Source organism: Stenotrophomonas sp. 82F1 (assembly GCF_056861525.1).
The window spans coordinates 122,233-145,740 of record NZ_JBSPUD010000008.1 but is presented as its reverse complement, the minus strand read 5'-3'; the positions used below and the strand labels follow the sequence as shown (position 1 = coordinate 145,740).

15 protein-coding genes are annotated in these 23,508 nt (G+C 66.0%); 6 read left to right on the top strand and 9 right to left on the bottom strand.

All coding sequences use genetic code 11. The features are described 5' to 3' along the window. Positions 1-75 precede the first annotated feature (75 nt). Positions 76-2,829 (top strand): aconitate hydratase AcnA, encoded by a 2,754-nt coding sequence (gene acnA, locus AC13GI_RS10920; protein WP_482996279.1) that lies wholly within the window; start codon positions 76-78, stop codon positions 2,827-2,829. 195 nt (positions 2,830-3,024) lie between these two features. Here the strand turns inward: acnA and AC13GI_RS10915 are convergent, their stop codons facing one another. Further along, positions 3,025-4,575, bottom strand: a complete 1,551-nt coding sequence (locus AC13GI_RS10915) for a BCCT family transporter (protein WP_482996278.1) — start codon at positions 4,573-4,575, stop codon at positions 3,025-3,027. A gap of 170 nt (positions 4,576-4,745) precedes the next feature. Here AC13GI_RS10915 and betI point away from each other — a divergent pair, with 170 nt between their 5' ends. The 5 genes from betI to AC13GI_RS10890 all read left to right on the top strand — a co-directional run bounded on the left by betI (position 4,746) and on the right by AC13GI_RS10890 (position 11,547). After that, on the top strand, positions 4,746-5,336 hold the full coding sequence (gene betI / locus AC13GI_RS10910) for a transcriptional regulator BetI (protein WP_482996277.1): 591 nt from the start codon (positions 4,746-4,748) through the stop codon (positions 5,334-5,336). Positions 5,337-5,377: 41 nt separating this feature from the next. Then, positions 5,378-6,850: a betaine-aldehyde dehydrogenase gene (betB, locus tag AC13GI_RS10905; RefSeq protein WP_099818364.1), complete on the top strand. Its 1,473-nt coding sequence runs from the start codon at positions 5,378-5,380 to the stop codon at positions 6,848-6,850. Positions 6,851-6,952: 102 nt separating this feature from the next. Further along, positions 6,953-8,635: a choline dehydrogenase gene (betA, locus tag AC13GI_RS10900; RefSeq protein ID WP_380658117.1), complete on the top strand. Its 1,683-nt coding sequence runs from the start codon at positions 6,953-6,955 to the stop codon at positions 8,633-8,635. Positions 8,636-8,836: 201 nt separating this feature from the next. After that, positions 8,837-10,513, top strand: a complete 1,677-nt coding sequence (locus tag AC13GI_RS10895; RefSeq protein WP_089240952.1) for a long-chain fatty acid--CoA ligase — start codon at positions 8,837-8,839, stop codon at positions 10,511-10,513. Positions 10,514-10,674: 161 nt separating this feature from the next. Beyond that, positions 10,675-11,547, top strand: a complete 873-nt coding sequence (locus AC13GI_RS10890) for a crotonase/enoyl-CoA hydratase family protein (protein ID WP_099818362.1) — start codon at positions 10,675-10,677, stop codon at positions 11,545-11,547. Between the two features lie 96 nt (positions 11,548-11,643). Here AC13GI_RS10890 and AC13GI_RS10885 read toward each other — a convergent pair whose 3' ends face one another. The 8 genes from AC13GI_RS10885 to AC13GI_RS10850 form a co-directional block, all read right to left on the bottom strand. After that, the gene (locus AC13GI_RS10885; RefSeq protein WP_482996276.1) at positions 11,644-13,815 is read right to left on the bottom strand and encodes a response regulator; all 2,172 of its coding nucleotides are present in this window, start codon (positions 13,813-13,815) and stop codon (positions 11,644-11,646) included. Further along, a complete protein-coding gene (gene rpfG / locus AC13GI_RS10880) occupies positions 13,812-14,957 on the bottom strand; it encodes a cyclic di-GMP phosphodiesterase response regulator RpfG (RefSeq protein WP_380658112.1) in 1,146 nt (381 codons plus the stop codon). Before rpfG ends, AC13GI_RS10885 begins: the two co-directional genes overlap by 4 nt. Positions 14,958-15,160: 203 nt before the next feature. Next, positions 15,161-16,672 (bottom strand): lysine--tRNA ligase, encoded by a 1,512-nt coding sequence (gene lysS / locus AC13GI_RS10875; RefSeq protein ID WP_100465258.1) that lies wholly within the window; start codon positions 16,670-16,672, stop codon positions 15,161-15,163. A 278-nt stretch (positions 16,673-16,950) separates the two neighbouring features. Next, positions 16,951-18,591 (bottom strand): acetolactate synthase large subunit, encoded by a 1,641-nt coding sequence (locus AC13GI_RS10870; RefSeq protein WP_099818359.1) that lies wholly within the window; start codon positions 18,589-18,591, stop codon positions 16,951-16,953. 75 nt (positions 18,592-18,666) lie between these two features. Further along, complete coding sequence (locus tag AC13GI_RS10865; RefSeq protein ID WP_482996275.1) at positions 18,667-20,058, bottom strand: NAD-dependent succinate-semialdehyde dehydrogenase; 1,392 nt, start codon at positions 20,056-20,058, stop codon at positions 18,667-18,669. Positions 20,059-20,546: 488 nt separating this feature from the next. Then, complete coding sequence (locus tag AC13GI_RS10860; protein WP_099818357.1) at positions 20,547-21,329, bottom strand: helix-turn-helix transcriptional regulator; 783 nt, start codon at positions 21,327-21,329, stop codon at positions 20,547-20,549. A 99-nt stretch (positions 21,330-21,428) separates the two neighbouring features. After that, a protein-coding gene (gene prfB / locus AC13GI_RS10855; protein ID WP_099818762.1) for a peptide chain release factor 2 occupies positions 21,429-22,554 on the bottom strand; the annotation gives its coding sequence in 2 pieces (ribosomal slippage) (positions 21,429-22,478 and positions 22,480-22,554; 1,125 coding nt in all). A gap of 90 nt (positions 22,555-22,644) precedes the next feature. Then, the gene (locus AC13GI_RS10850) at positions 22,645-23,487 is read right to left on the bottom strand and encodes a LytTR family DNA-binding domain-containing protein (protein ID WP_482996284.1); all 843 of its coding nucleotides are present in this window, start codon (positions 23,485-23,487) and stop codon (positions 22,645-22,647) included. Positions 23,488-23,508: the final 21 nt, after the last annotated feature.

Below are 23,508 nucleotides of genomic sequence, written 5' to 3'. Positions count from 1 at the left end.
AACGCCACCGTCACACGCAAGCAGGCCCGCCGCGGTGGGCCAGTGCAAGCCATCCGCAAGAAGGAGTTTCCCCGCATGAGCGATTCGTTCTCCACCCGCAGCCAGCTGGACGTCGGCGGCAAGACCTACGACTACTTCAGCCTGCCCACGCTGGGCCAGCGCTTCGACATCTCCCACCTGCCCTACTCGATGAAGATCCTGCTGGAGAATCTGCTCCGGCACGAGGATGGCGGCGTCACCGTCGGCAAGGATCACATCGAGGCCGTGGCCCGCTGGAACCCGGCGGCCGAGCCGGACACCGAGATCGCCTTCATGCCGGCGCGCGTGGTCCTGCAGGACTTCACCGGCGTGCCCTGCGTGGTCGACCTGGCCGCAATGCGCGATGCGGTGGTCAAGCTGGGCGGTCGCCCGGAACAGATCAACCCGCTGATCCCCTCCGAACTGGTCATCGACCACTCGGTGCAGGTGGACGTGTTCGGCAAGCCCGACGCACTGGACCTCAACGGCAAGATCGAATTCCAGCGCAACCAGGAACGCTACGGCTTCCTTCGCTGGGGCCAGAAGGCCTTCGACAACTTCAAGGTGGTGCCGCCCAACACCGGCATCGTCCACCAGGTCAACCTGGAAAACCTGGCTCGCGTGGTGATGACCGCGGACAAGGATGGCAAGGCCATCGCCTATCCGGACACGGTGTTCGGCACCGACAGCCACACCACGATGATCAACGGCATCGGCGTGCTCGGCTGGGGCGTGGGCGGCATCGAAGCCGAGGCGGCCATGCTCGGCCAGCCTTCGTCGATGCTGATTCCGCAGGTGGTCGGCTTCAAGCTGACCGGCAAGCTGCCCGAAGGCGCCACCGCCACCGACCTGGTGCTGACCGTCACCCAGATGCTGCGCAAGCTCGGCGTGGTCGGCAAGTTTGTCGAGTTCTACGGCGACGGCCTGCAGCACCTGCCGCTGGCCGACCGCGCGACCATCGGCAACATGGCCCCGGAATACGGCGCCACCTGCGGCATCTTCCCGATCGACAACGAATCGCTGACCTACCTGCGCCTGTCCGGCCGCAGCGAAGAGCAGATCGCCCTGGTCGAAGCCTATGCCAAGGCGCAGGGCCTGTGGCACGACGCCAACAGCCCGCATGCGCAGTACAGCACCACGCTGGAACTGGACATGGGCACGGTCAAGCCCTCGCTGGCCGGCCCCAAGCGCCCGCAGGACCGCGTGCTGCTGGAAGACGTGCAGAAGAACTACCGCGACGCCCTGGTCGGCATGACCGCCAACCGTGACAAGCGCAGCGAGGATGTGTCCACCTTCGTCAACGAAGGTGGCGGCGCCGCAGTGGGCAACGAGCAGTTGGCCAAGGGCTACGCCGACATCGAGATGGACGGCAGGAAAGTGCGGCTGAAGGATGGCGCAGTGGTCATCGCCGCCATCACCTCGTGTACCAACACCTCCAACCCGGCGGTGATGATCGGCGCCGGCCTGCTGGCCCGCAACGCGGCCGCCAGGGGCCTGGACCGCAAGCCGTGGGTCAAGACCTCGCTCGGCCCAGGCTCGCGCGTGGTCACCGACTATCTGGAAAAGGCCGGTGTACTCACCGAGCTGGAGAAGATCGGCTTCTATGTGGTCGGCTATGGCTGCACCACCTGCATCGGCAATTCCGGCCCGCTGCCGACCGAAGTCAGCGCCGGCATCGCCAGTGGCGACCTGGTGGTGACCTCGGTGCTGTCGGGCAACCGCAACTTCGAGGGCCGCGTGCACCCCGAAGTAAAGATGAACTACCTGGCCAGCCCGCCGCTGGTGGTGGCCTACGCCATCGCCGGTACCACCGACATCGACCTGACCAGCGAACCGCTGGGCACCGGCAGCGATGGCCAGCCGGTGTACCTGCGCGACATCTGGCCGAGCAACAAGGAAATCGGCGACGTCATCGCCGCTACCGTCGGCCCGGAGATGTTCAAGCAGAACTACGCCGACGTGTTCAAGGGCGATACCCGCTGGAACACCATCGCCTCGCCGGACGGTGATCTGTACGCGTGGAGCGATGCGTCCACCTACATCAAGAACCCGCCGTACTTCGATGGCATGACCATGCAGGTCGGCACCATCGACGACGTGCACGGCGCGCGCGTGATGGGCCTGTTCGGCGATTCGATCACCACCGACCACATCTCCCCGGCCGGCAACATCAAGAAGGATTCGCCGGCAGGCCGCTTCCTGCAGGAGCGCGGCGTGCAGCCGGCCGACTTCAACAGCTACGGCAGCCGCCGCGGCAACGATGACGTGATGGTCCGCGGCACCTTCGCCAACATCCGCATCAAGAACCTGATGTTCGGTGGCGAAGAAGGCGGCAACACCCTGTACTACCCGGCCAACGGTGGCCAGCCGGAAAAGCTGGCGATCTACGACGCGGCGATGAAGTACAAGGCCGACAAGGTGCCGCTGGTGGTGCTGGCCGGCAAGGAGTACGGCACCGGTTCGTCGCGTGACTGGGCCGCCAAGGGCACCCTGCTGCTGGGCGTGAAGGCGGTCATCGCCGAGAGCTTCGAGCGCATCCACCGCTCCAACCTGGTCGGCATGGGCGTGCTGCCGCTGCAGTTCCGCAACGGTGAAAACGCACAGTCGCTGGGCCTGGACGGTTCGGAAGTGATCGATGTCACCGGCTTGGAGGATGGTGCCAGCAAGCGCGCCACGGTCACCGCGACCAAGGCCGATGGCACGAAGAAGACCTTCGAAGTGTCGGTGATGCTGCTGACCCCGAAGGAAGTGGAGTACTTCCGTCATGGTGGCCTGCTGCAGTATGTGCTGCGACAGCTCGCCAGCAAGTAACGCCTGACCTGTAGAGCCGAGCCCGCGCTCGGCTGCATCACCACAGCATCAGCCGAGCATGGGCTCGGCTCTACAAGAAAAAGGGCCGGATCCTCACAGATCCGGCCCTTCCTTTTGCTTCCGTGTAGAGCCGAGGCTGCCCTCGGCTGCATTTCCGCGAGCAGCAGCCGAGCATCGGCTCGGCTCTACACAACATCACCGGCGCGGCGCATCCGGGTCGGTACGCAGCGCCTTCAACAGGCCCCACATGTAGAACGCCAGGATGAACGAGAACGGCAGGCCGCACAGCACCACCGCCGTCTGCATCGCGCTGAAGTTGCCGGCCAGCAGCAGGCCGACGCTGGCCACGGTGATGCCCGCCGCCCAGAACACGCGCAGCCAGATCGGCGCGTCATGCCCGTCCTCCACGCCATCATCGACACGACGGGTGCACAGGTTGGCGATCATCAGCGTGCCCGAATCAACCGGGGTCAGGAACAACACGAAACCGATCACCACCGCCGCACCGGCGATGTACGGCGCTGCAGGCAGGTACTCCAGCAGCTTGAACAGGGTCATCGCCGCATCATGCTGGGCCACTTCGCCCAGCACCGCCTGGCCGTGGTTCAACACCAGGTCGATGGCGGTGTTGCCGAAGATCGACAGCCACGCCAGGGTGAAACCCAGCGGGATCAGCAGCACGCCCATGATCACTTCGCGGATGGTGCGGCCGCGCGAGATGCGCGCCACGAACAGGCCCACGAACGGTGCCCAGGCAATCCACCAGGCCCAGTAGAACAGCGTCCACGAGCCCATCCACTCACGCCCCTTCGGGTCATTGAGGTACATGTCGAAGCTCTTGCGCACGAACGCGCCCAGATAGTCGCCGGTGTTCTGCACCAGGCCATCGAACAGGTGCAGGGTCGGACCGGTCACCAGCACGAACAGCAGCAGCAGGCACAGCAGCCGCACGTTGAGGTTGGACAGCCAGGCGATGCCCTTCTCCACACCGGCAACGACGCCGATGGTGGCCACGACCATCATCACCAGCACGATCGCCACCAGCACCTGCGGCGTATCCGGGATGTGGAACAGGTAGACCAGGCCGGACTGCACCACCAGCGCACCGATGCCGAGGTTGGTGACCATCGAGATCAGCGTCGCCAGGATGCCGAAGCCATCGACCATGTCACCGATGCGGCCATGGATGCGCTCGCCGAAGATCGGGTACAGCGCCGAACGCAGCGCCAGCGGCAGGTTGCGGCGGTAGGCGAAGTAGCCCAGCGCCACGCCGACCAGGGCGTACAACGCCCAGCCGTGCAGCCCCCAGTGCAGGAAGGTCAGCACCATTGCTTCGCGTCCGGCCGCGACGGTGCCGCCGGGCTGCCCGGGCGGGTTGAGGAAATGGTCCAGCGGCTCGTAGGCGCCGTAGTACAGCAGCGCGATGCCGATGCCGGCCGAGAACAGCATCGACACCCAGGCCACGTAGCCGAAGGCGGGCGATTCCTCGTTATGGCCCAGGCGGATGCGCCCATACGGCGAGAACGCCAGCCACAGCACGAAGCCCAGGCAGGCCACGATCAGCAGCATGTACCACCAGCCGAACGCCGCCGAGACCTCGGCCTGTGCCCATTGCAGCCAGTGCTCGCTGGCCTGCGGGAAGAACACGGTCAACGCACCGAGGATGCCGATGGAGACCGACGAACTGAAGAACACGCAACGGTTCAAGCGCAGGGGCGAGCGCTTGGGATGAGCCAGGGAAGACATGGGGTCGTCTCATCAGTCCAGGGGGGCACATGGGCGGGGCCGGACCGGAAACCGGGCCCATGGCGTGGGGGCGCGACCGGCATCGTAGGGTTTATTGATTGAACGTTCAATCAATAAAAAGTATGATCTTCACCAGCCCGGCATCCCGGGTCGCAATCCGTGGAGAGACAATGCCGAAGAAAGGCGTGGAACCGGTCCGCCGCGAGCAGCTGATCCGGGCCACTTTCCAGACCATCGACGAGATCGGCATGGCCGATGCCACCGTCGCCACCATCGCAAAGAAGGCCGGCCTGTCCAGCGGCATCGTCGCCCACTACTTCGGCGACAAGGACGGCCTGCTCAATGCCGCGATGCGGCAGATCCTGCGCGAGCTGAAGGCCGCCGTCGCCCGCTATCGCGACGCTGCCGCCGGCGACGCACGTTCACAGCTTCGCGCCATCGTCGATGGCAACTTCGACGACAGCCAGACCAACGGGACCGCCATGCGTGTATGGCTGACGTTCTGGGCCGCGAGCATGCACCAGCCGGAACTGACCCGGCTGCAGCGTGCCAACGACCAGCGACTGTTCTCCAACCTCTGCCACCAGTTCAACCGCCAGTTGCCGCATGCACAGGCACGCCTGTCCGCACGCGGACTGGCCGCGATGATCGACGGCCTGTGGCTGCGCGGCAGCCTGGTCGGCGGTGACTTCAACGCCGACAAGGCACGCCGCATCGCCTACGGCTACATCGATTTCCAATTGCAGGCCAACGCGCCCTGAGCGCGCCAGCAACCCGCCCCACCCCTTCCAGGAGCAAGCCGATGACCACCCTGCCCGTGCAACAGCTCTACATCCACGGCCGCCGCATCGATGCCACCAGTGGCAAGACCTTCCAGACCATCAACCCGGCCACTGGCCAGGTGCTGGCCGACGTGCAGATCGCCAGCCAGGCCGATGTCGAGCGCGCGGTTGAAAGCGCGAGCGAAGGCCAGAAGGTGTGGGCAGCGATGACCGCGATGGAGCGCTCGCGCATCCTGCGCCGCGCCGTCGAGATCCTGCGCGAGCGCAATGACGAGCTGGCCCATCTGGAAACCCTGGATACCGGCAAGGCGCTGGCCGAAACCACCACGGTGGACATCGTCACCGGTGCCGACGTGCTGGAGTACTACGCCGGCCTGGCCACGGCCATCGAAGGCATCCAGCTGCCGCTGCGCGAATCGAGCTTCTTCTATACCCGGCGCGAGCCGCTGGGCGTGGTCGCCGGCATCGGCGCCTGGAACTACCCGATCCAGATCGCCATGTGGAAGTCGGCCCCGGCCCTGGCCGCCGGCAATGCGATGGTGTTCAAGCCGTCCGAAGTAACCCCGCTGACCGCGATCAAGCTGGCCGAGATCTACACCGAAGCCGGCGTGCCGGACGGCGTGTTCAACGTCGTGCAGGGCCCCGGCCGCGAGATCGGTAACTGGCTGACCGAGCACCCGGTGATCGAGAAGATCTCCTTCACCGGCGGCGTCGCCACCGGCAAGAAGGTGATGGCCAGCGCCGCCTCGTCGTCGCTGAAGGAAGTGACCATGGAACTGGGCGGCAAGTCGCCGCTGGTGATCTGTGACGACGCCGATCTGGACCGTGCCGCCGACATCGCGGTGATGGCCAACTTCTTCAGCTCCGGCCAGGTCTGCACCAACGGCACCCGCGTGTTCGTGCCGCGCAGCATGCTGGCCGCGTTCGAAGCCGCCGTGGTCGAGCGCGTCAAGCGCATCCGCATCGGCGACCCGATGGCCGCCGAGACCAACTTCGGCCCGCTGACCAGCTTCCCGCACATGGACAACGTGCTGCGCTTCATCGAAAGCGGCAAGAGCGAAGGCGCGCGCCTGCTGACCGGCGGCGGTCGCGCCACCGACGGCGCCCTGGCCGAGGGCGCCTATGTGCTGCCGACGGTGTTCTCCGACTGCCGCGATGACATGACCATTGTCCGGGAAGAAATCTTCGGGCCGGTGATGAGCATCCTCGCCTACGACGACGAGGACGAAGTGGTGCGTCGTGCCAACGACACCACCTTCGGCCTGGCCGCAGGCGTGGTCAGCAAGGACATCAGCCGCGCACATCGCATCATCCATCGCCTGGAAGCCGGCATCTGCTGGATCAACACCTGGGGCGAGTCGCCGGCGGAAATGCCGGTCGGTGGCTACAAGCAGTCCGGTGTCGGCCGCGAGAACGGCATCTCCACCCTCGGCCACTACACCCGCATCAAGTCGGTGCAGGTCGAACTGGGCGACTACGCCAGCGTGTTCTGACCGGCGCGCCCCCGAGCACCGCCCATCGTCCGGCCACCGCGCCGATCCGACATTCCGCCGGGACGCCTGCACGCAGTGCGCCCGGCCTGCAGGAGAGCAACCATGAGCACCCATAACGAGTACGACTACATCATCATCGGCGCCGGTTCGGCCGGCAACGTGCTGGCCACCCGCCTCACCGAAGATGCCGATGTCAGCGTGCTGCTGCTGGAAGCCGGTGGCCCGGACTACCGGCTCGACTTCCGTACCCAGATGCCCGCCGCACTGGCCTTCCCGCTGCAGGGCAAGCGCTACAACTGGGCGTACAAGACCGATCCCGAGCCCTTCATGAACAACCGCCGGATGGATTGCGGTCGTGGCAAGGGCCTGGGCGGTTCGTCGCTGATCAACGGCATGTGCTACATCCGCGGCAACGCGATGGACTACGACAACTGGGCCGGCATGCCGGGCCTGGAAGACTGGACCTACCTAGACTGCCTGCCGTATTTCCGCAAGGCCGAAACCCGCGACATCGGCGCCAATGACTACCACGGCGGTGACGGCCCGCTGCGCGTCACCACGCCCAAGGCCGGCAACAACGAGCTGTTCGCAGCGATGGTCGAGGCCGGCGTGCAGGCCGGGTACCCGCGCACCGACGATCTCAACGGCTACCAGCAGGAAGGCTTCGGTCCGATGGACCGCACGGTCACCCCGAAGGGCCGTCGCTCCAGCACCGCCCGTGGCTACCTGGACCTGGCCAAGCCGCGCCCGAACCTGACCATCGTCACCCACGCGCTGACCGACCGCATCCTGTTCTCGGGCAAGCGCGCCGTGGGCGTGCAGTGGCTGCACAACGACCAGCCGCAGCGCGCCACCGCCCGCCGCGAAGTGCTGCTGTGCGGCGGCGCCATCGCCTCGCCGCAGATCCTGCAGCGCTCCGGCGTCGGCCCGGCCGACCTGCTGCGCAGCCTCGACATCGACCTGGTGCACCACCTGCCCGGCGTCGGCGCCAACCTGCAGGATCATCTGGAAATGTACCTGCAGTACGAGTGCAAGAAGCCGGTCTCGCTGGCCCCGGCACTGAAGCTGTACAACCAGCCGGCGATCGGCGCCGAATGGCTGTTCCTGGGCACCGGCATCGGCGCCAGCAACCAGTTCGAAGCTGGCGGTTTCATCCGCAGCGATGCCGAATTCGACTGGCCCAACCTGCAGTATCACTTCCTGCCGGTGGCGATCAATTACAACGGCTCCAACCCGATCAAGGCGCACAGCTTCCAGATGCATGTCGGTTCGATGCGCTCGCCGAGCCGTGGCCGCATCCACGTGCGCTCGAAGGACCCGCGCGAAGATCCCAGCATCCTGTTCAACTACATGTCGCACGACCAGGACTGGCGCGAGTTCCGTTCGGCGATCCGGATCACCCGCGAGATCTTCGCGCAGCCGGCGCTGGCACCGTACAGTGGCCGCGAGATCTCGCCGGGCAGCGCGCTGCAGACCGACGCGCAGATCGATGCGTTCGTGCGCGAGCATGCCGAGACCGCCTACCACCCGTCGTGCTCGAACAAGATGGGTCACGCCGATGATCCCATGGCGGTGGTCGACGGCCAGGGTCGCGTGCACGGCCTGGAAGCCCTGCGCATCGTCGATGCCTCGATCATGCCGCAGGTGGTCACCGGCAACCTCAACGCGCCGACCATCATGATCGCCGAGAAGCTGGCCGATGTGATCCGTGGCCGCACCCCGCTGCCGCGCAGCACTGCGCCGTACTACAAGGCCAACGGCGCTCCGGTGCGCAGCCGCGGCTGACACGGCTGCTCCGCCGGGCATGGCCCGGCGCTGCCTCTGCCCCTTCGGTAGCGCCGGGCCATGCCCGGCGTCTTCTGACGCATCCAGCCACTACGCGGCACGCCTCTTCGCGTTTTCCCTACGGGACGGTATGCTGCGGAGAGCGGTTCTGGCGGATACTGTCCGCGCCGCACCCATCATTACGATTCCTGGAGGGGGAATATGAGTCTGGATCGTCCCTGGCTGCAGAGCTATCCGAAAGGCGTTCCCGCCGAAATCGACGTCAACGAGTTCCATTCGGTAGTTTCGGTCTTCGACGCGTCCGTCGCGAAGTACCGCGACCGACCGGCCTACTCCAGTTTCGGCAAGACCCTCACCTACGGTGAGACCGATGCCCTGGTCGAGCAGTTCGCCGCTTACCTGCTGGGCGAGCTGAAGCTCAAGAAGGGCGACCGCGTCGCCCTGATGATGCCCAACTGCCTGCAGTACCCGGTGGCCACCTTCGGCGTGCTGCGTGCCGGCCTGACCGTGGTCAACGTCAACCCGCTGTACACCGCGCGCGAGCTGAAGCATCAGCTGGTCGACGCCGGGGTTGCCGCGATCGTGGTGGTGGACAACTTCGGCGACACCGTCGAACAGGTCATCGCCGATACGCCGGTCAAGCATGTGGTCACCACCGGCCTGGGCGACCTGCTCGGCACCAAGGGCGTGATCGTCAACTTCGTGCTCAAGTACATCAAGAAGATGGTGCCCAACTACCATCTGAAGGGCGCGGTGCGCTTCAAACAGGCGCTCAAGCTGGGCAGCCGCCACACGCTGCCGAAGGTCGAGATCGACCACGACGACGTGGCGTTCCTGCAGTACACCGGCGGCACCACCGGTGTGGCCAAGGGCGCGATGCTGACCAACCGCAACCTGATCGCCAACATGCAGCAGGCCTCGGCCTGGATCAGCGCATCGGGCATCGAGATGGGCAAGGAATGGATCATCACCGCCCTGCCGCTGTACCACATCTTCGCGTTGACGGCGAACGGCCTGGTCTTCATGAAGTTCGGTGGCTGCAACCACCTCATCACCAACCCGCGTGACATGAAGGGCTTCGTCAAGGAGCTCAAGTCGGTGCGCTTCACCGCGATCACCGGCGTCAACACGCTGTTCAACGGCCTGCTCAACACCCCCGGCTTCGACACCGTCGACTTCTCCTCGCTGAAGGTGACCCTGGGCGGCGGCATGGCCGTGCAGCGTGCGGTCGCCGAGCGCTGGAAGAAGACCACCGGCGTCACCCTGGTCGAGGCCTACGGCCTGACCGAGACCTCGCCGGCGGCCTGCATCAACCCGCTTACCCTTGCCGAGTACAACGGCTCGATCGGCCTGCCGATTCCGTCCACCGATGCCTGCATCAAGGACGACAACGGCAACATCCTGGCGCTGGGTGAAGTGGGCGAACTGTGCATCCGCGGCCCGCAGGTGATGAAGGGCTACTGGCAGCGCCCCGAGGAAACCGCCAAGGCCATCGACGCCGACGACTGGCTGCACACCGGCGACATGGCGAAGATGGACGAGCACGGCTTCTTCTACATCGTCGACCGCAAGAAGGACATGATCCTGGTGTCCGGCTTCAACGTGTACCCGAATGAAGTCGAAGACGTGATCGCGATGATGCCGGGCGTGCTGGAAGTGGCCGCAGTGGGCGTACCGGACGAGAAGTCCGGCGAGGTGGTCAAGGTGGTCATCGTCAAGAAGGACCCGAACCTGACCGCCGAGATGGTCAAGGAACACGCCCGGGCCAACCTGACCGGCTACAAGCACCCCAGAATCGTTGAATTCCGAAAAGAGCTGCCGAAGACCAACGTCGGCAAGATCCTGCGTCGCGAACTCCGCGATACGCCCGCCCCGTAAGGGTTTGCGGAAAGTTGAACGCACTCAGGCCCGGGTCGGCAACGACCCGGGCCTTTTCGCGTGCGCGGGCCCGGGGCCGGTGTAGCATCGCCGCGTGAGTGGACCGTTCGGCCCGCCGGCCACCACCTTGATCTGCGGGCCGCACCGCCGAGGACCCTTCCATGAGTACCATCGAAAAGCTGCCCAGCAGCGGCTCGCCCTATGCCACCATCCGCACCCAGGACAGCGCCGACGGCGCCGCCCACTGGCTGTTCATGCACGCCGACGCCTCCACCGGCGTGCGTCCCTGCTGCCGCAAGGACATGCTGGACGAGATGTGGAGCTACATGAGCGCCATCACCCGCGGCCCGGCGCAGCGCCACAGCGGCCAGCTGCGCCATTTCGTGCTGGCCTCCGACGCCGCCGCCTACAACCTGGGCGGCGACCTGGACCTGTTCACCCGCCTGATCCGCGAAGGCAACCGCGACCTGCTGCTGACCTACGCGCAACGCTGCGTGGAGGGCGTGCACCATCTGCACACCGGCTTCGGCGGCGATGTCCGTTCGATCGCCCTGATCCAGGGCGATGCACTGGGTGGCGGCCTGGAAATGGCCCTGGCCTGCCACACCATCGTGGCCGAAGAAGGCTGCGGCATGGGCCTGCCCGAAGTGCTGTTCGGCCTGTTCCCGGGCATGGGCGCCTACTCGTTCCTGTGCCGCCGGGTGGCGCCGCAGCTGGCCGAGAAGATCATCCTCGACGGCCGTGTCTACAGCGCCGAGGAGATGCACGCGATGGGCGTGGTCGACGTGCTGGTCAGGAAAGGTGAAGGTCGCAGTGCAGTCGAAGAGATGATCCGCCAGCAGCAGCGCCTGCCACAGTCGTACCTGGCGATGAATGCCGCGCGCAACCTGGCGCAGGCGGTCAGTTATGACGAACTGCTGGAAATCACCAAGGTCTGGGTCGATTCGGCGCTGGCCCTGGGCGACCGTTCGCTGCGGACCATGGACCGTTTGATCAAGGCGCAGACCCGACGCGCCAATCTGGATGTGGCCTGATACGTTCCCCTCCCCCGCAGGGTTCAAGCCCGGCTGGCCACCGGGCTTTTTTTATGGGGCGTGCAGCGCCCGGCAGCCTGCCGCACGGACCCAGCGCTAGCGCTCGCCGTCGTCGGCCACGCCGCGTGCCTTGCGCTCTGCGCGCGCATCGAGCGCCTGCCGGCCTTCCTTGATCGCCCCCTGCAGCACCGCAAGACGCTGCCGCCATTCGGCCTTGAGCTGCCAGTCGGCCATCCGCATCAACTCACCGGCACGGTTGGACGCGCGCACCAGGCCCAGGTTGCTGGCGACGCCCTTGATCGCATGGGACTGCTCGCGGAAAGCGCCCCAACGGGCCGCTTCGCCGTCGCCTTCGGCCTTGCGCAGGCACGATTCGGCATCGTCCAGGCACTGGCGGATGAATTCACGCTCGAAACCCTCGCCCATTCCCAGCGACGCCAGTTCATCCAGCACGCCGGTATCAAGCACGCCATCGAGGTTGGTGACGGTGCGCACGATCGGCGGCGCACTGGCCTTGAGCTGGGCGTTGTTGGCGATCTCGGCCAGGGTATCCAGCAGGCGCACGGCCACTACAGGCTTGGCCAGGAACGCGTGTGCACCGGCCTGGGTACAGCGCTGGATCGCTTCGGGAGTAACGTCGGCGCTGAGCACCAGCACCGGCGTGCGCGGGCCGCCACCGGCCTGCATCACCCGCAGTTCCTTCAGCATGTCCAGGCCACTCATGCCCGGCATGTGCAGATCGACGATGGCCGCATCGAACTCGCTTTCAGCCAGTGCGTCGAGCACCGCCTCGCCACCATCGACGCACAGCACCTTGTGCCCGGCCTTCTGCAGCAGCCGCTGCAGCACCATGCGGTTGGCCTCATGGTCGTCGGCGACCAGGATCTGCATGCTGCGCACGCGCGCGCGATGGCGCAGGAACGGATCGGCAAAGGCGATGACATTGCCGCCGGCACCGGCTTCGCCGCCCGCAGCGAGGGTCGGCACCGCACCCGGCACCACCGGCTGCGGTGGCGCGAACGGCAGTTCCACCCAGAAGTGGCTGCCCTGCGGCGGGTTGTCCAGGTAACCGATCTCGCCGTCCATCGCTTCGACCAGCCCCTTGGCGATGGTCGTGCCCAAGCCTGTACCTTCATGGCGACGGGCCATGCTGACGTCGGCCTGCTCGAAGGCCTCGAACAAGCGCGGGCGCATCGCCGGTGCGACGCCAATGCCGGTGTCGAGAATGTCGAAGCGCAGCCGCACCCCGCCCTGGGTGTCTGCGTGGACAACGCTGACGCGGATCTCGACCCGGCCGTGGTCGGTGAACTTGACCGCATTGCCGGCCAGGTTGAGCAGGATCTGCCGCAGATGCCCGACATCGCCGCGCAGCGTCGGCGGCACGGTCTCGGCCACCTTCACCCGATAGTCCAGGCGCTTGGCCTTGGCCTGCGGCAACAGGATCAGGCCGATGGCCTGGATCACTTCGGAAAGAACGAAATCCTCGGCAACGACGCGCAGCTTGCCGGCCTCGATCGCCGAGATGTCCAGCACTTCCTCGACCAGCGCCAGCAGGCTGCGCGATGACGCCTGGATGGTACTCACGCACTCACGCTGCTCGTCATCCAGGCGCGTGGTCGCCAACACTTCTGTCATGCCATTCAATCCATTGAGTGGGGTGCGAAACTCGTGGCTCATGTTGGCCAGGAATCGACTCTTGGCTTCGCTGGCGCGCCGCGCCTCGGCCATCGCTTCGGTCAACTGCCGCAGCAGCGTGGAAAAATACAGCGGAACCGCCGCCAGGCCAAGCCACAGGCCGATGGCCAGGCGTGCATTCTGCTGCCAATACGGCGTGGACAGTGCGGTGCTGCCGAAGCTGACCATCGCCATCGCCACGGCCACATACAGGTAGTGGTTGCCGAAGCGCATGCCGTTGCCCACCGTCACCCACATCACCACGATGTAGACCCACGACAGCGGCTCACCCATCTGGATCATGCCGGCGGCGATCAGGCCGTAATCGGCCAGCATGCCCAGTACGCGCCGGGGATCGGAGCGCTGCGGTCGCCACAACAGCCAGCCGAACAACAGCAGCGACAGGCTCAGGCCGGTCAACACGATCGCCAGCACACCGACATACTGGCTGTGCGGCAGCTCATGCCGCGCCGAAGGCAACAGTACGTACGCCAGGATCAGACTGATCAGGATGATGCGGACGATCTGTTGGCCATGCTCGCTGTCCTGGCGCTGGGACAGGCGAAGACGCAATCTCGACAGCAGGCGTTTCACTCGCCCAGTCCCGGCCGTGCCGAAGCTGTGGAATGCTCGGCGCAGATCTGCTCCAGCTGTTCGCGGCCACGCAGCAATGCATCCACGCAACGCGGGTCGAACAGGCGCCCACGCTGGGCATACAGGTAGGCCATGGTGGCTTCCATCGTCCACGCTTCCTTGTAGGGGCGCGGCGAGATCAGCGCATCGAACACGTCGGCCACGGCAACGATGCGTGCCTCCAGCGGAATCGCGTCGCCGACCAGGCCATCGGGATAACCACTGCCGTCGTAACGCTCATGGTGGCGCAGCGCGATCAATGCACCGACCTGGATGAAGCGGTTCTGGCTGCCACTGAGCAGTTCGTGGCCAATGCGCGGATGCCGGCGCATGATCGCCAGCTCCTCATCATTGAGCTTGCCCTGCTTGAGCAGCACCGCATCGGGAATGGCGATTTTGCCCATGTCATGCAGCGGCGCAGCCATTTCGATCAACTTGACGTCGTCTTCCGGCAGGCCCAGCTGCTCGGCGATCAGGCCAGCCACGCGCGCCATCCGTTCAAGGTAGGCACTGGTGCCGGCATCACGGAACTCGATCGCACGTGCCAGCCGTGAAAGCGTTTCGCGCTCGCGCTCCTCCACCTCATGCATGCTGGCCAGCAGCCGCTGCTCCAGTGACAGGGCGCGCTGCTTCACGTTCTCGGTCTGCTGGCGCAGCTGCAACAGGTTGTAGCAGCGTGCGCGCAGCTCACGCGGACGGATCGGCTTGACCAGGAAATCGATCACGCCGGCTTCGAGTGCCGCCTGGCGGATCGGCTCGTCGCCGACCACGGTGATCAGGATCACCGGAATATCGCGGTGTTTGGGCAGCCGGCGGAAGCGGCGGGCGAATTCCAGCCCGTCCATCTCCGGCATGCGGTAATCGAGAAGCAGCAGGTCGACCGGATACGATTCGCACCACGCCAGCGCGGTCAACGGATCGCCGAAGTCATGCACGCTCAGTTCCGGCGCGATGTCCTCGATGACGTGACGAAGCATCGTCCGTGCGGAAGTCTGGTCGTCGACGATGACGATGTTCAAGGCGTTCTCTGCCTGCTTTCTCGACCATGCTGAAAGGTCAGCGGGCGAGGATACCCCGCCGCTGCGCACGCTGGCACCCTGCATCGGCTCGACTCCCGTCACAAGCTCCCCGATTCATGATCGTCGTCACAATGTGAAGCGAATTCTCCACATTGCGGCCTCCCCTGACGCCATCAAGCCATAGCCGGTGTCAAGGTTGTGCAATAACGATACGCCGAGTGCGGGACGCGTCAATGGCGCCGTCTCAAACCGCGACGGCGCGCACAAACGGACGCCGAAAAAGCCGGTTACTGCTCCGGACGCATGTACGGGAACAGCAGCACGTCGCGGATCGAGCTGCTGCCGGTCAGCAGCATCACCAGGCGATCGACGCCGATGCCGAGGCCGCCGGTCGGCGCCATGCCGTACTCCAGCGCACGGATGTAGTCGGCGTCGTAGTGCATGGCCTCGTCGTCGCCGCCTTCCTTCGCCGCCACCTGCGCCTGGAAGCGCTGGGCCTGGTCTTCCGGGTCGTTCAGCTCTGAGAAGCCGTTGGCCAGTTCCTTGCCGTTGACGAACAGTTCGAAGCGGTCGGTGTAGCCCGGATCATTGTCGTTGGCACGGGCCAGCGGCGAGACCTCCACCGGGTGGTCGGTGATGAAGGTCGGCTGGATCAGGGTGTGCTCGACGGTGGCTTCGAAGATCTCCAGCAGCAGCTTGCCCCAGCCGTAGGACGGCTTGACGCGGATCTTCAAGCGCTCGCAATGGCGCAGCAGCGCGTCACGGTCGGTGCAGTCGGCCGCCGAGATTTCCGGGTTGTGGTGGCGCACCGCCTCGTCCATGCGCCAGCGGCGGAACGCCGGGCCCAGGTCGATGTTGGCGCCGTCCCACTCCACCGTGGTGGAGCCGTTCACCGACTGCGCCACGTCACGGATCACGCCTTCGGTCAGGTCCATGATCTCGTTGTACGTGGCATACGCCTCGTACAGTTCCATCATGGTGAATTCCGGGTTGTGGCGGGTGCTGACGCCTTCGTTGCGGAAGTTGCGGTTGATCTCGTAGACGCGCTCCAGGCCACCGACGGTCAGGCGCTTGAGGTACAGCTCCGGCGCCACGCGCAGGTACAGGTCCAGGTCCAGCGCGTTGTGGTGGGTGGTGAACGGCTTGGCCGCCGCGCCGCCGGGGATGTAATGCATCATCGGCGTCTCGACTTCGAGGAAGTCGCGGTTGTCCAGCCACGCACGCATCGCACGGATGATCTTCGAGCGCTTGATGAAGACCGCGCGCGACTCCGGGGTCACGATCAGGTCGACATAGCGCTGGCGGTAGCGCTGCTCGACGTCGGCCAGGCCGTGCCACTTGTCCGGCAGCGGGCGCAGCGACTTGGTCAGCAGGCGGATCGATTCGGCCTTGACCGACAGCTCGCCGGTCTTGGTACGGGTCAGGCCGCCTTCGACGGCGATGATGTCGCCCACGTCCCAGCCCTTGAAGGCGGTATAGGCATCGCCCAGCACGCTGCCCTGCAGGAACAGCTGGATGCGGCCGGACTCGTCCTGGATCTGGGCGAAGCTGGCCTTGCCCATGACCCGCTTGGCCATCAGGCGACCGGCCATCTTCACCTGGCGGCCGTTGCCTTCCAGGGTTTCGGCGGTCCACTGTTCCGCATCGGCGAATTCTTCCTGCAGGCTGCCGGCGAAGTCCTCGCGACGGAAGTCGTTCGGGTACGCGATGCCCTGCCCACGCAGCGCTTTGAGTTTCTCACGGCGCTCGGCGATCAACTTGTTTTCGTCGACGGGGGGGGTATCGGTAGCTTCGCTCATGGATCTGCGGGAATCGTGTAGTGAGGGGGAGTCTTGCGCCCGGCACAGCCGGTTGCCCAGCATACCAAAAGCGCCCTGCCCCGGCCTCCGGATGGCCCCTCCCCGGCCGTGGGCCGCCCCTGTTCCGACAGCCGCCAACCTTGGGTTGGCGATTCATCGTGTGTCGACCAAGGTCGACACCTACCGGATATCGCGGCACCGACGCCTTGGTAGCCGCCAACCTTGGTTGGCGCCCCCGTGTCGACCAAGGTCGACACCTAACGGGCCATGCCCCGGATTCACCCGTTCCCGGGGAACGCCTGCCGCAGCTCGTCCACCAGCACCCGCTGGTTCTCCGAATAATCAATCGGCACCGACACCAGATGCACGCCGCCCGCCGTGAACGCCGCTTCCAGCGTCGGAATGAACTGCTCGATCGCGGTCACCTCGTGTCCCTGGCAGCCATAGGCTTCAGCGTATTTGACGAAGTCCGGATTGCCGAAGGTCATGCCGTAATCGGCGAAGCCGTCCACCGCCTGCTTCCAGCGGATCATCCCGTAGGCACCGTCGTTGAGGATCAGCACCACCAGGTTCAGGCCCAGCCGACGCGCGGTCTCCAGCTCCTGGCTGTTCATCATGAAACCGCCATCGCCACACACCGCCAGCACGCGGCGTTGCGGGTACAGGATCGAGGCCATGATCGCCGACGGCAGGCCCGCGCCCATCGTTGCCAATGCGTTGTCCAGCAGCAGCGTGTTCGCCACCTGGGTGCGGTAGTTGCGCGCGAACCAGATCTTGTACATGCCGTTGTCCAGCGCCACGATGCCGTCCGGCGGCATCACCTGGCGCACGTCATGCACCAGCCGCTGCGGCGTGAAGCCGGCCTCTTCGGCACGATCGGCGATGTGCTCCAGGATCGTCGCGCGCAGCGGCAGCAGTGCAGCGGCGTTGTCCACCTTGCCTTCGATACGGTCGGCCAGCAGGGTCAGCGAGCGGCCGATATCGCCGATCACCTCCACCTGCGGGAAGTACACCTGCTCCACCGCGGCCTGCGAATAGCCGATGTGGATGACCGTGCGGCCACCCGGGCGCATCACGAAGGGCGGCTTCTCCGTCACCTCGTGGCCGATGGTCACGATCACGTCGGCCTGGTCGATGGCCATGTGCACGTAGTCGCGCTCGCTCAGCGCCGCCGTGCCCATGTACAGGCCCGAGCCACCGGCCACCGCGCCCTTGCCCATCTGCGTGGTGACGAATGGAATGCCGGCGCGCAGCACGAAGGCCGACAGCGCCTCGCTGGACTGCGGCCGCGAGGCGGCCGACGCGATCACCAGCAGCGGCCGCTTGGCGTCGCGGATGATCTGCGCCGCGCGGTCCAGCGCCTCGGGGCTGGCAATCGGCCGATCCACCGGGTGTGGCGGGATCAGTGCGACGTCCTCGACCTCCATCGCCGCGATGTCCTCGGGCAGTTCCAGCAGCACCGGGCCGGGACGCTCTTCCAGGGCGGTGCGGAACGCCTCGCGGACGATGGTCGGGATGGTGCGTGCCGAGACGATCTGCCGTGCCGACTTGGTCAGCGGCTTCATCGTGCTGACGATGTCGACGATCTGGAAGCGCGCCTGCTTGCTGGCGACGATGCCCTTCTGCCCGGTGATCATGATCACCGGCCACGCACCGAGCAGCGCATAGGCGGCACCGGTGGTGAAGTTCAGTGCGCCCGGGCCGAGCGTGGCCAGGCAGACGCCCGGCTTGCCGGTCAGGCGGCCGTAGGTGGCGGCCATGAACACGGCAGCCTGTTCGTGGCGGGTGATGACCAGCTCGATGCTGGAGTGGCGAAGCGACTCGACGACATCGAGGTTCTCTTCACCGGGAATGCCAAAAATGCGCTCGACGCCCTCGTTTTCGAGTGCGGCGACGAGCAGATCGGAACCCTTGGACATGGAATGACGTCCTTCTCGCAGTGCGTGATGATGGAACGTTGCAGGGATGCTGACAGCAAGCGTGGATGGCCCGCGTCAACGGCGGTCGAACCACACCGTCTGCGCGTTGACGAATTCACGGATACCGAAGTGCGACAGCTCGCGGCCGAAACCACTCTTCTTCACGCCGCCGATCGGCACGCGCGGATCGGAGGCCGAGAAGCCGTTGACGAACACGCCGCCGGTCTGCAGCCGGCGCGCCAGTTGCATCGCACGGGCGTGGTCGCCCGTCCACAGATTGCCGCTGAGCCCGAACTCGCTCTGGTTGGCCAGCTCCACCGCATGGTCGGCATCGCGCGCACGGCTGATCGACGCCACCGGCCCGAAGGTCTCGGTATCGAACGCCTGCATTCCGGGCTCGACGCCGGCCAGCACGGTGGGGGCGTAGAAGCTGCCCGGGCGATCAAGCTGCTTGCCGCCCACCAGCAGCTGCGCACCGGCCTCGACCGAGGCGCGCACCTGCGCATCAAGCTGTTCAAGCAGGTCCTGGCGGGCCATCGGGCCGATCCGGTTGCCGGCTTCGCGGCCATCGCCGACGGTCAGCGCCTGCACCCGCTCGCAGAACAACGCCACGAAGCGCTCGTACACCGGCTCTTCGACGATGATGCGCTTGCCGGCAATGCACACCTGCCCGGTGTTCTGGAAGCGCGAGGCGACGGCGGCATCGACTGCGGCGTCCAGGTCGGCGTCGGCCAGCACGATGAACGGATCGGAACCGCCCAGTTCCAGCACCACCTTCTTCAGCGCCTGCCCCGCCTGGGCGGCAATGCTGCGGCCCGCGGCCACGCTGCCGGTCAGGGTCACCGCCGCGATGCGGTCATCGGCGATCGCGCGGCTGGTGCCTTCGCGGCTGATGTTGGCAGCGATGAAGGCCCCCTCAGGCAGCCCGGCATCACGCCAGGCCGCATCAAGCAGCTGCGCGGTACCGACGATGTTCTCGGCCGGCTTCAGCAGGAAGCCATTGCCGCCCATCAGGATCGGCACGGCCGCGCGCATCACCTGCCAGTACGGGAAGTTCCACGGCATGATGCCCAGCACCACGCCCAGCGGCAGGTAGGAGACATAGGCCTTGTTGTCGGCCACCGCGGTCGGCTCGTCGCGCAGGAACGCCGCGCCGTTGTCGGCGTACCAGTCACACAGCACCGCGCACTTCTCGATCTCGGCCAACGACTCGGCGTGGACCTTGCCCATCTCGGCGGTGGCCAGCGCGGCCAGGGGTTCACGGTCGCGGCGCAGCACGGCTGCCATCGCACGCAGCACGCCCGCGCGCTGTTCGAGTGACTGCGCACTCCAGGCAGCAAAGCCCGCCTGGCCGCGATCAAGGATCGCTTCCAGTTCGGCGGCAGTGGCGAAGGGGTGGCTGGCGATCTGCTGGCCGGTGGCCGGATCGCGGGAAATGGCAGCGGGGGCTGCGGGGGAAGCGGACATGCAGGTCTCCTGTTGTCTCGACAACGGGCGGCTGCCCGTTTCCTGACAAGGAATGTGGACCCGATCGGTAAAGGCAACAAGGCGTCTGTTTATCCTGTGACCTGCACTTACCTGCCTGAATGGGGTGGGGCTCCCGGCAGGGCTGCGCCCTGCACCCGCAGAGGCAACAGCAACAACGGAAGCAACAGCAACAGCGGCATTCCGTGGGATGGCGGGGCGGGTCCGGCTGCAGGGGACGCTGCAAGTACGTCCATGTAAGCTCGGTCGCGCCATCCATGGCGCTCACGCCCCCGCAACCGGACCCACCCCGCCTTCGACAGATTCCCGCGGCTGTTGGTAGGTGTCGACCTTGGTCGACACAGTAGATCCACGCCATGCGTGGATGAATTTCCATCGAGATCGAATATCTCGAATTGAAATCGAAAAGCATCCACGCATGGCGTGGATCTACCTGATCGCGGCACTCCGACACCGCCCCGCCAAACCCCTTACCTGCGCGGCAGGTAGGTCACCAGGGACAGGTCGTGCCGGCTCTCCGGTACCAACGCCACGTACTGCAGGTCCAGCAGTCCACGCGTGGGATGGTTCAGCTTCTTGGCACCTTCGTCGAAACGACGGACATCGTGCTCTGGCCACCATTGGCGGAACTGCTCGCTGTGCGTGCCGATATCCTCGGCCAACGCCAGGAACGGCGCCTTGTCCGGCGCCTGCGCCATCGCCGCGCGGAAGCTGGCCAGCAGGCCGCGGGTCATTTCTTCCCAGTTGAGGATCAGCGTGCGGTACGGCGGATACAGGAACATCAGCCGCAGCGTATTGCGCTCATGCGGCGCCAACTGACCGTAGTCGACAAACAGATCGGCGATGGCCGGGTTCCAGGCCAGGATGTCGAAGCGGGTATTGCGCACGTATGCCGGGATCGGCTGCATTGCCTCCACCAGCTGGCGCAGGCCGTCGGTCACCGTTTCGTCGGGGAACTCCAGCGGCACCCCGTAGCCGGACAGCGCGAACGCGTAGGCGCGCTCGTCGTCGCTCATCCGCAGCACCTGCGCCAGGCGCTCCAGCACCTCGGGCGAGGCGCGCACTTCGCGGCCCTGCTCGATCCAGGTGTACCAGCTGACGCTGACCCCGATCGCCAGCGCGACTTCCTCGCGCTTCAGGCCCGGCGTGCGCCTGCGCCCCGCTGGCAGGCCCAGTGTTGCTGGCTCGACCCGCGCGCGGCAGGCCTTGAGAAAGCCACCCAGTTCCTTGCGTTCGGCTTCACTGCGCATCATCACCCTGCCCTGCAGGTTTCAACGGCATTGCGGGACGCCGATGACGTCCCGCAATACAGGGCCCGGGCAGCGGACGGTACCGCTGTCGCCGGGCACGCATCAGGCATCGATGCGCTTGGAACCGACCGCCAGGCCGGCCTTCAGGCTGGCCTCGACGAATTCGTCCAGATCGCCGTCGAGCACCTTCTGCGTATCCGAACGCTCGATGCCGGTGCGCAGGTCCTTGATACGGCTCTGGTCGAGCACGTAGTTGCGGATCTGGCTGCCCCAGCCGATGTCGGACTTGGTGGCTTCCACCGCATCACGCTCGGCATTGCGCTTCTGGATTTCCAGCTCGTACAGCTTGGCGGCCAGCATCTTCATCGCGTTGTCGCGGTTCTGGTGCTGGCTGCGGCCGGTCTGGCAGGCCACGACCGTGTTGGTCGGAATGTGGGTGATACGCACCGCCGACTCGGTCTTGTTGACGTGCTGACCACCGGCACCGGAGGAGCGGTACACGTCGGTACGCAGATCGGCCGGGTTGATGTCGATTTCGATGTTGTTGTCCACTTCCGGCGACACGAACACCGAGGTGAAGCTGGTATGGCGGCGGTTGTCCGAGTCGAACGGCGACTTGCGCACCAGGCGGTGCACGCCGGTCTCGGTCTTCAGCCAGCCATAGGCGTAGTCGCCTTCCACGCGCAGCGTGGCCGACTTGATGCCCGCGACGTCGCCACCGGAGACTTCCATCAGTTCGGTCTTCCAGCCACGCGATTCACACCAGCGCAGGTACATGCGCAGCAGGATCTCGGCCCAGTCCTGGGCTTCGGTACCACCGGCGCCGGCCTGGATGTCGACGAACGCAGGGGCGGTGTCCATCTGGCCGGAGAACATGCGCTGGAACTCCAGCTTCTCCACGTGCGCCTGGTGCTTGTCCAGGTCGGCCACCACGGCCAGCGCCGTGTCCTCGTCCTGTTCGGACTCGGCCAGCTCCAGCAGTTCGGTGGCGTCGCTCAGGCCTTCCAGCACCGCGGCGATGCCGCCCACGGTCTTTTCCAGGGTCGAGCGCTCGCGCCCCAGGTTCTGGGCGTACTCCGCGTTGTTCCAGACGTCGGGGCTTTCCAGCTCCCGCGTTACTTCTTCAAGACGCTCTTTCTTGGCGTCGTAGTCAAAGATACCCCCGGAGCGACAACACGCGATCGGTCAGATCGGCGATGCGCTGGCGGACAGGATTCAGTTCGATCATGTCGGCGGTCATACATTCAAAAGATGACTGCAAATGATACCGCAGGCCGGGGTGAACCGGCGCAGAAGCCGGTCCCGCCCTGCCACGCCCCTACCCGCCCAAGGCCTGGCGCAGTAGCGGCAGCTGGCGTCGGCTGCACGGCACCCGGGCCCCGTCAGCCATGTGCAGCAAGGCCTCGCCGCCATCCAGCGGCTCGATCGAGCGCAGTTGGTCACGATTGACCAGCCAGCTGCGGTGGCTGCGCAGGAACAGGACCGGGTCCAGCCGCGCTTCCAGCACCGCCATGGTGATCCGCAGAGGATAGTCATGGCCGCGCACCCGCAGATTCACGTAGTTGCCGGCGGCCTGGGCGTATTCGACGTCGGCCGTGGCCACCAGGAACTCCTTGCCCAGCTTGCGCACCAGGAAATGGTCGGGACGATCGACCGGCTCGACCGGCGGGCCCTCATCGGGGGCGGCCAGCAGGGTCGCTTCACCCTGCCGGCGACGACCGAACCAGGCCACGGCATGTACCGCCGAGACCAGCAGCGCGTAGGTCTGGATGTCCTTGAAGAACTCATAGAACCATTGCGCCGGCCAGTCACCGAAGGTGTAGTGGCTGCCAAGCAAGGCGTGCGCGGCCTTGCGCAGCAGGACCATCCCACTCACGTGCAGCAGCCACCACGCGACCGCACCCAGCAGGTACGGCATCAGTCGTTGCCGCCAGGTGTCGGCGTGCAGCGGCCAACGCGAGGCGGCGCGGATCAACAACGCCAGCAGCAGCAGCGACACCAGCGCGCTGCTGAACTCGTCGATCGTCGTCGCCCTCCATTGCGAGGGCAGTCCATCGCGCGCCGCCATCATCACCTTGGCCAGCACGTTGGCCACCGCCGTCCCCAGGAACAGTACGACCCAGAACACGGCTACCTGCCGTCCTTGCCTGCTGCTGCCCATTGGTTCGCCACGCACTTGCGG

Excerpts from the sequence above, each read along its gene's own strand:
- betI (WP_482996277.1), top strand. The coding sequence starts at position 4,746 with ATGCCGAAGAAAGGCGTGGAACCGGTCCGCCGCGAGCAGCTGATCCGG.
- betB (WP_099818364.1), top strand. The coding sequence starts at position 5,378 with ATGACCACCCTGCCCGTGCAACAGCTCTACATCCACGGCCGCCGCATC.
- lysS (WP_100465258.1), bottom strand. The coding sequence starts at position 16,672 with ATGAGCGAAGCTACCGATACCCCCCCCGTCGACGAAAACAAGTTGATC.
- AC13GI_RS10895 (WP_089240952.1), top strand. The coding sequence starts at position 8,837 with ATGAGTCTGGATCGTCCCTGGCTGCAGAGCTATCCGAAAGGCGTTCCC.
- AC13GI_RS10865 (WP_482996275.1), bottom strand. The coding sequence starts at position 20,058 with ATGTCCGCTTCCCCCGCAGCCCCCGCTGCCATTTCCCGCGATCCGGCC.
- AC13GI_RS10915 (WP_482996278.1), bottom strand. The coding sequence starts at position 4,575 with ATGTCTTCCCTGGCTCATCCCAAGCGCTCGCCCCTGCGCTTGAACCGT.
- AC13GI_RS10890 (WP_099818362.1), top strand. The coding sequence starts at position 10,675 with ATGAGTACCATCGAAAAGCTGCCCAGCAGCGGCTCGCCCTATGCCACC.
- acnA (WP_482996279.1), top strand. The coding sequence starts at position 76 with ATGAGCGATTCGTTCTCCACCCGCAGCCAGCTGGACGTCGGCGGCAAG.
- AC13GI_RS10860 (WP_099818357.1), bottom strand. The coding sequence starts at position 21,329 with ATGATGCGCAGTGAAGCCGAACGCAAGGAACTGGGTGGCTTTCTCAAG.
- AC13GI_RS10870 (WP_099818359.1), bottom strand. The coding sequence starts at position 18,591 with ATGTCCAAGGGTTCCGATCTGCTCGTCGCCGCACTCGAAAACGAGGGC.
- betA (WP_380658117.1), top strand. The coding sequence starts at position 6,953 with ATGAGCACCCATAACGAGTACGACTACATCATCATCGGCGCCGGTTCG.
- AC13GI_RS10850 (WP_482996284.1), bottom strand. The coding sequence starts at position 23,487 with ATGGGCAGCAGCAGGCAAGGACGGCAGGTAGCCGTGTTCTGGGTCGTA.
- rpfG (WP_380658112.1), bottom strand. The coding sequence starts at position 14,957 with ATGCAGGGTGCCAGCGTGCGCAGCGGCGGGGTATCCTCGCCCGCTGAC.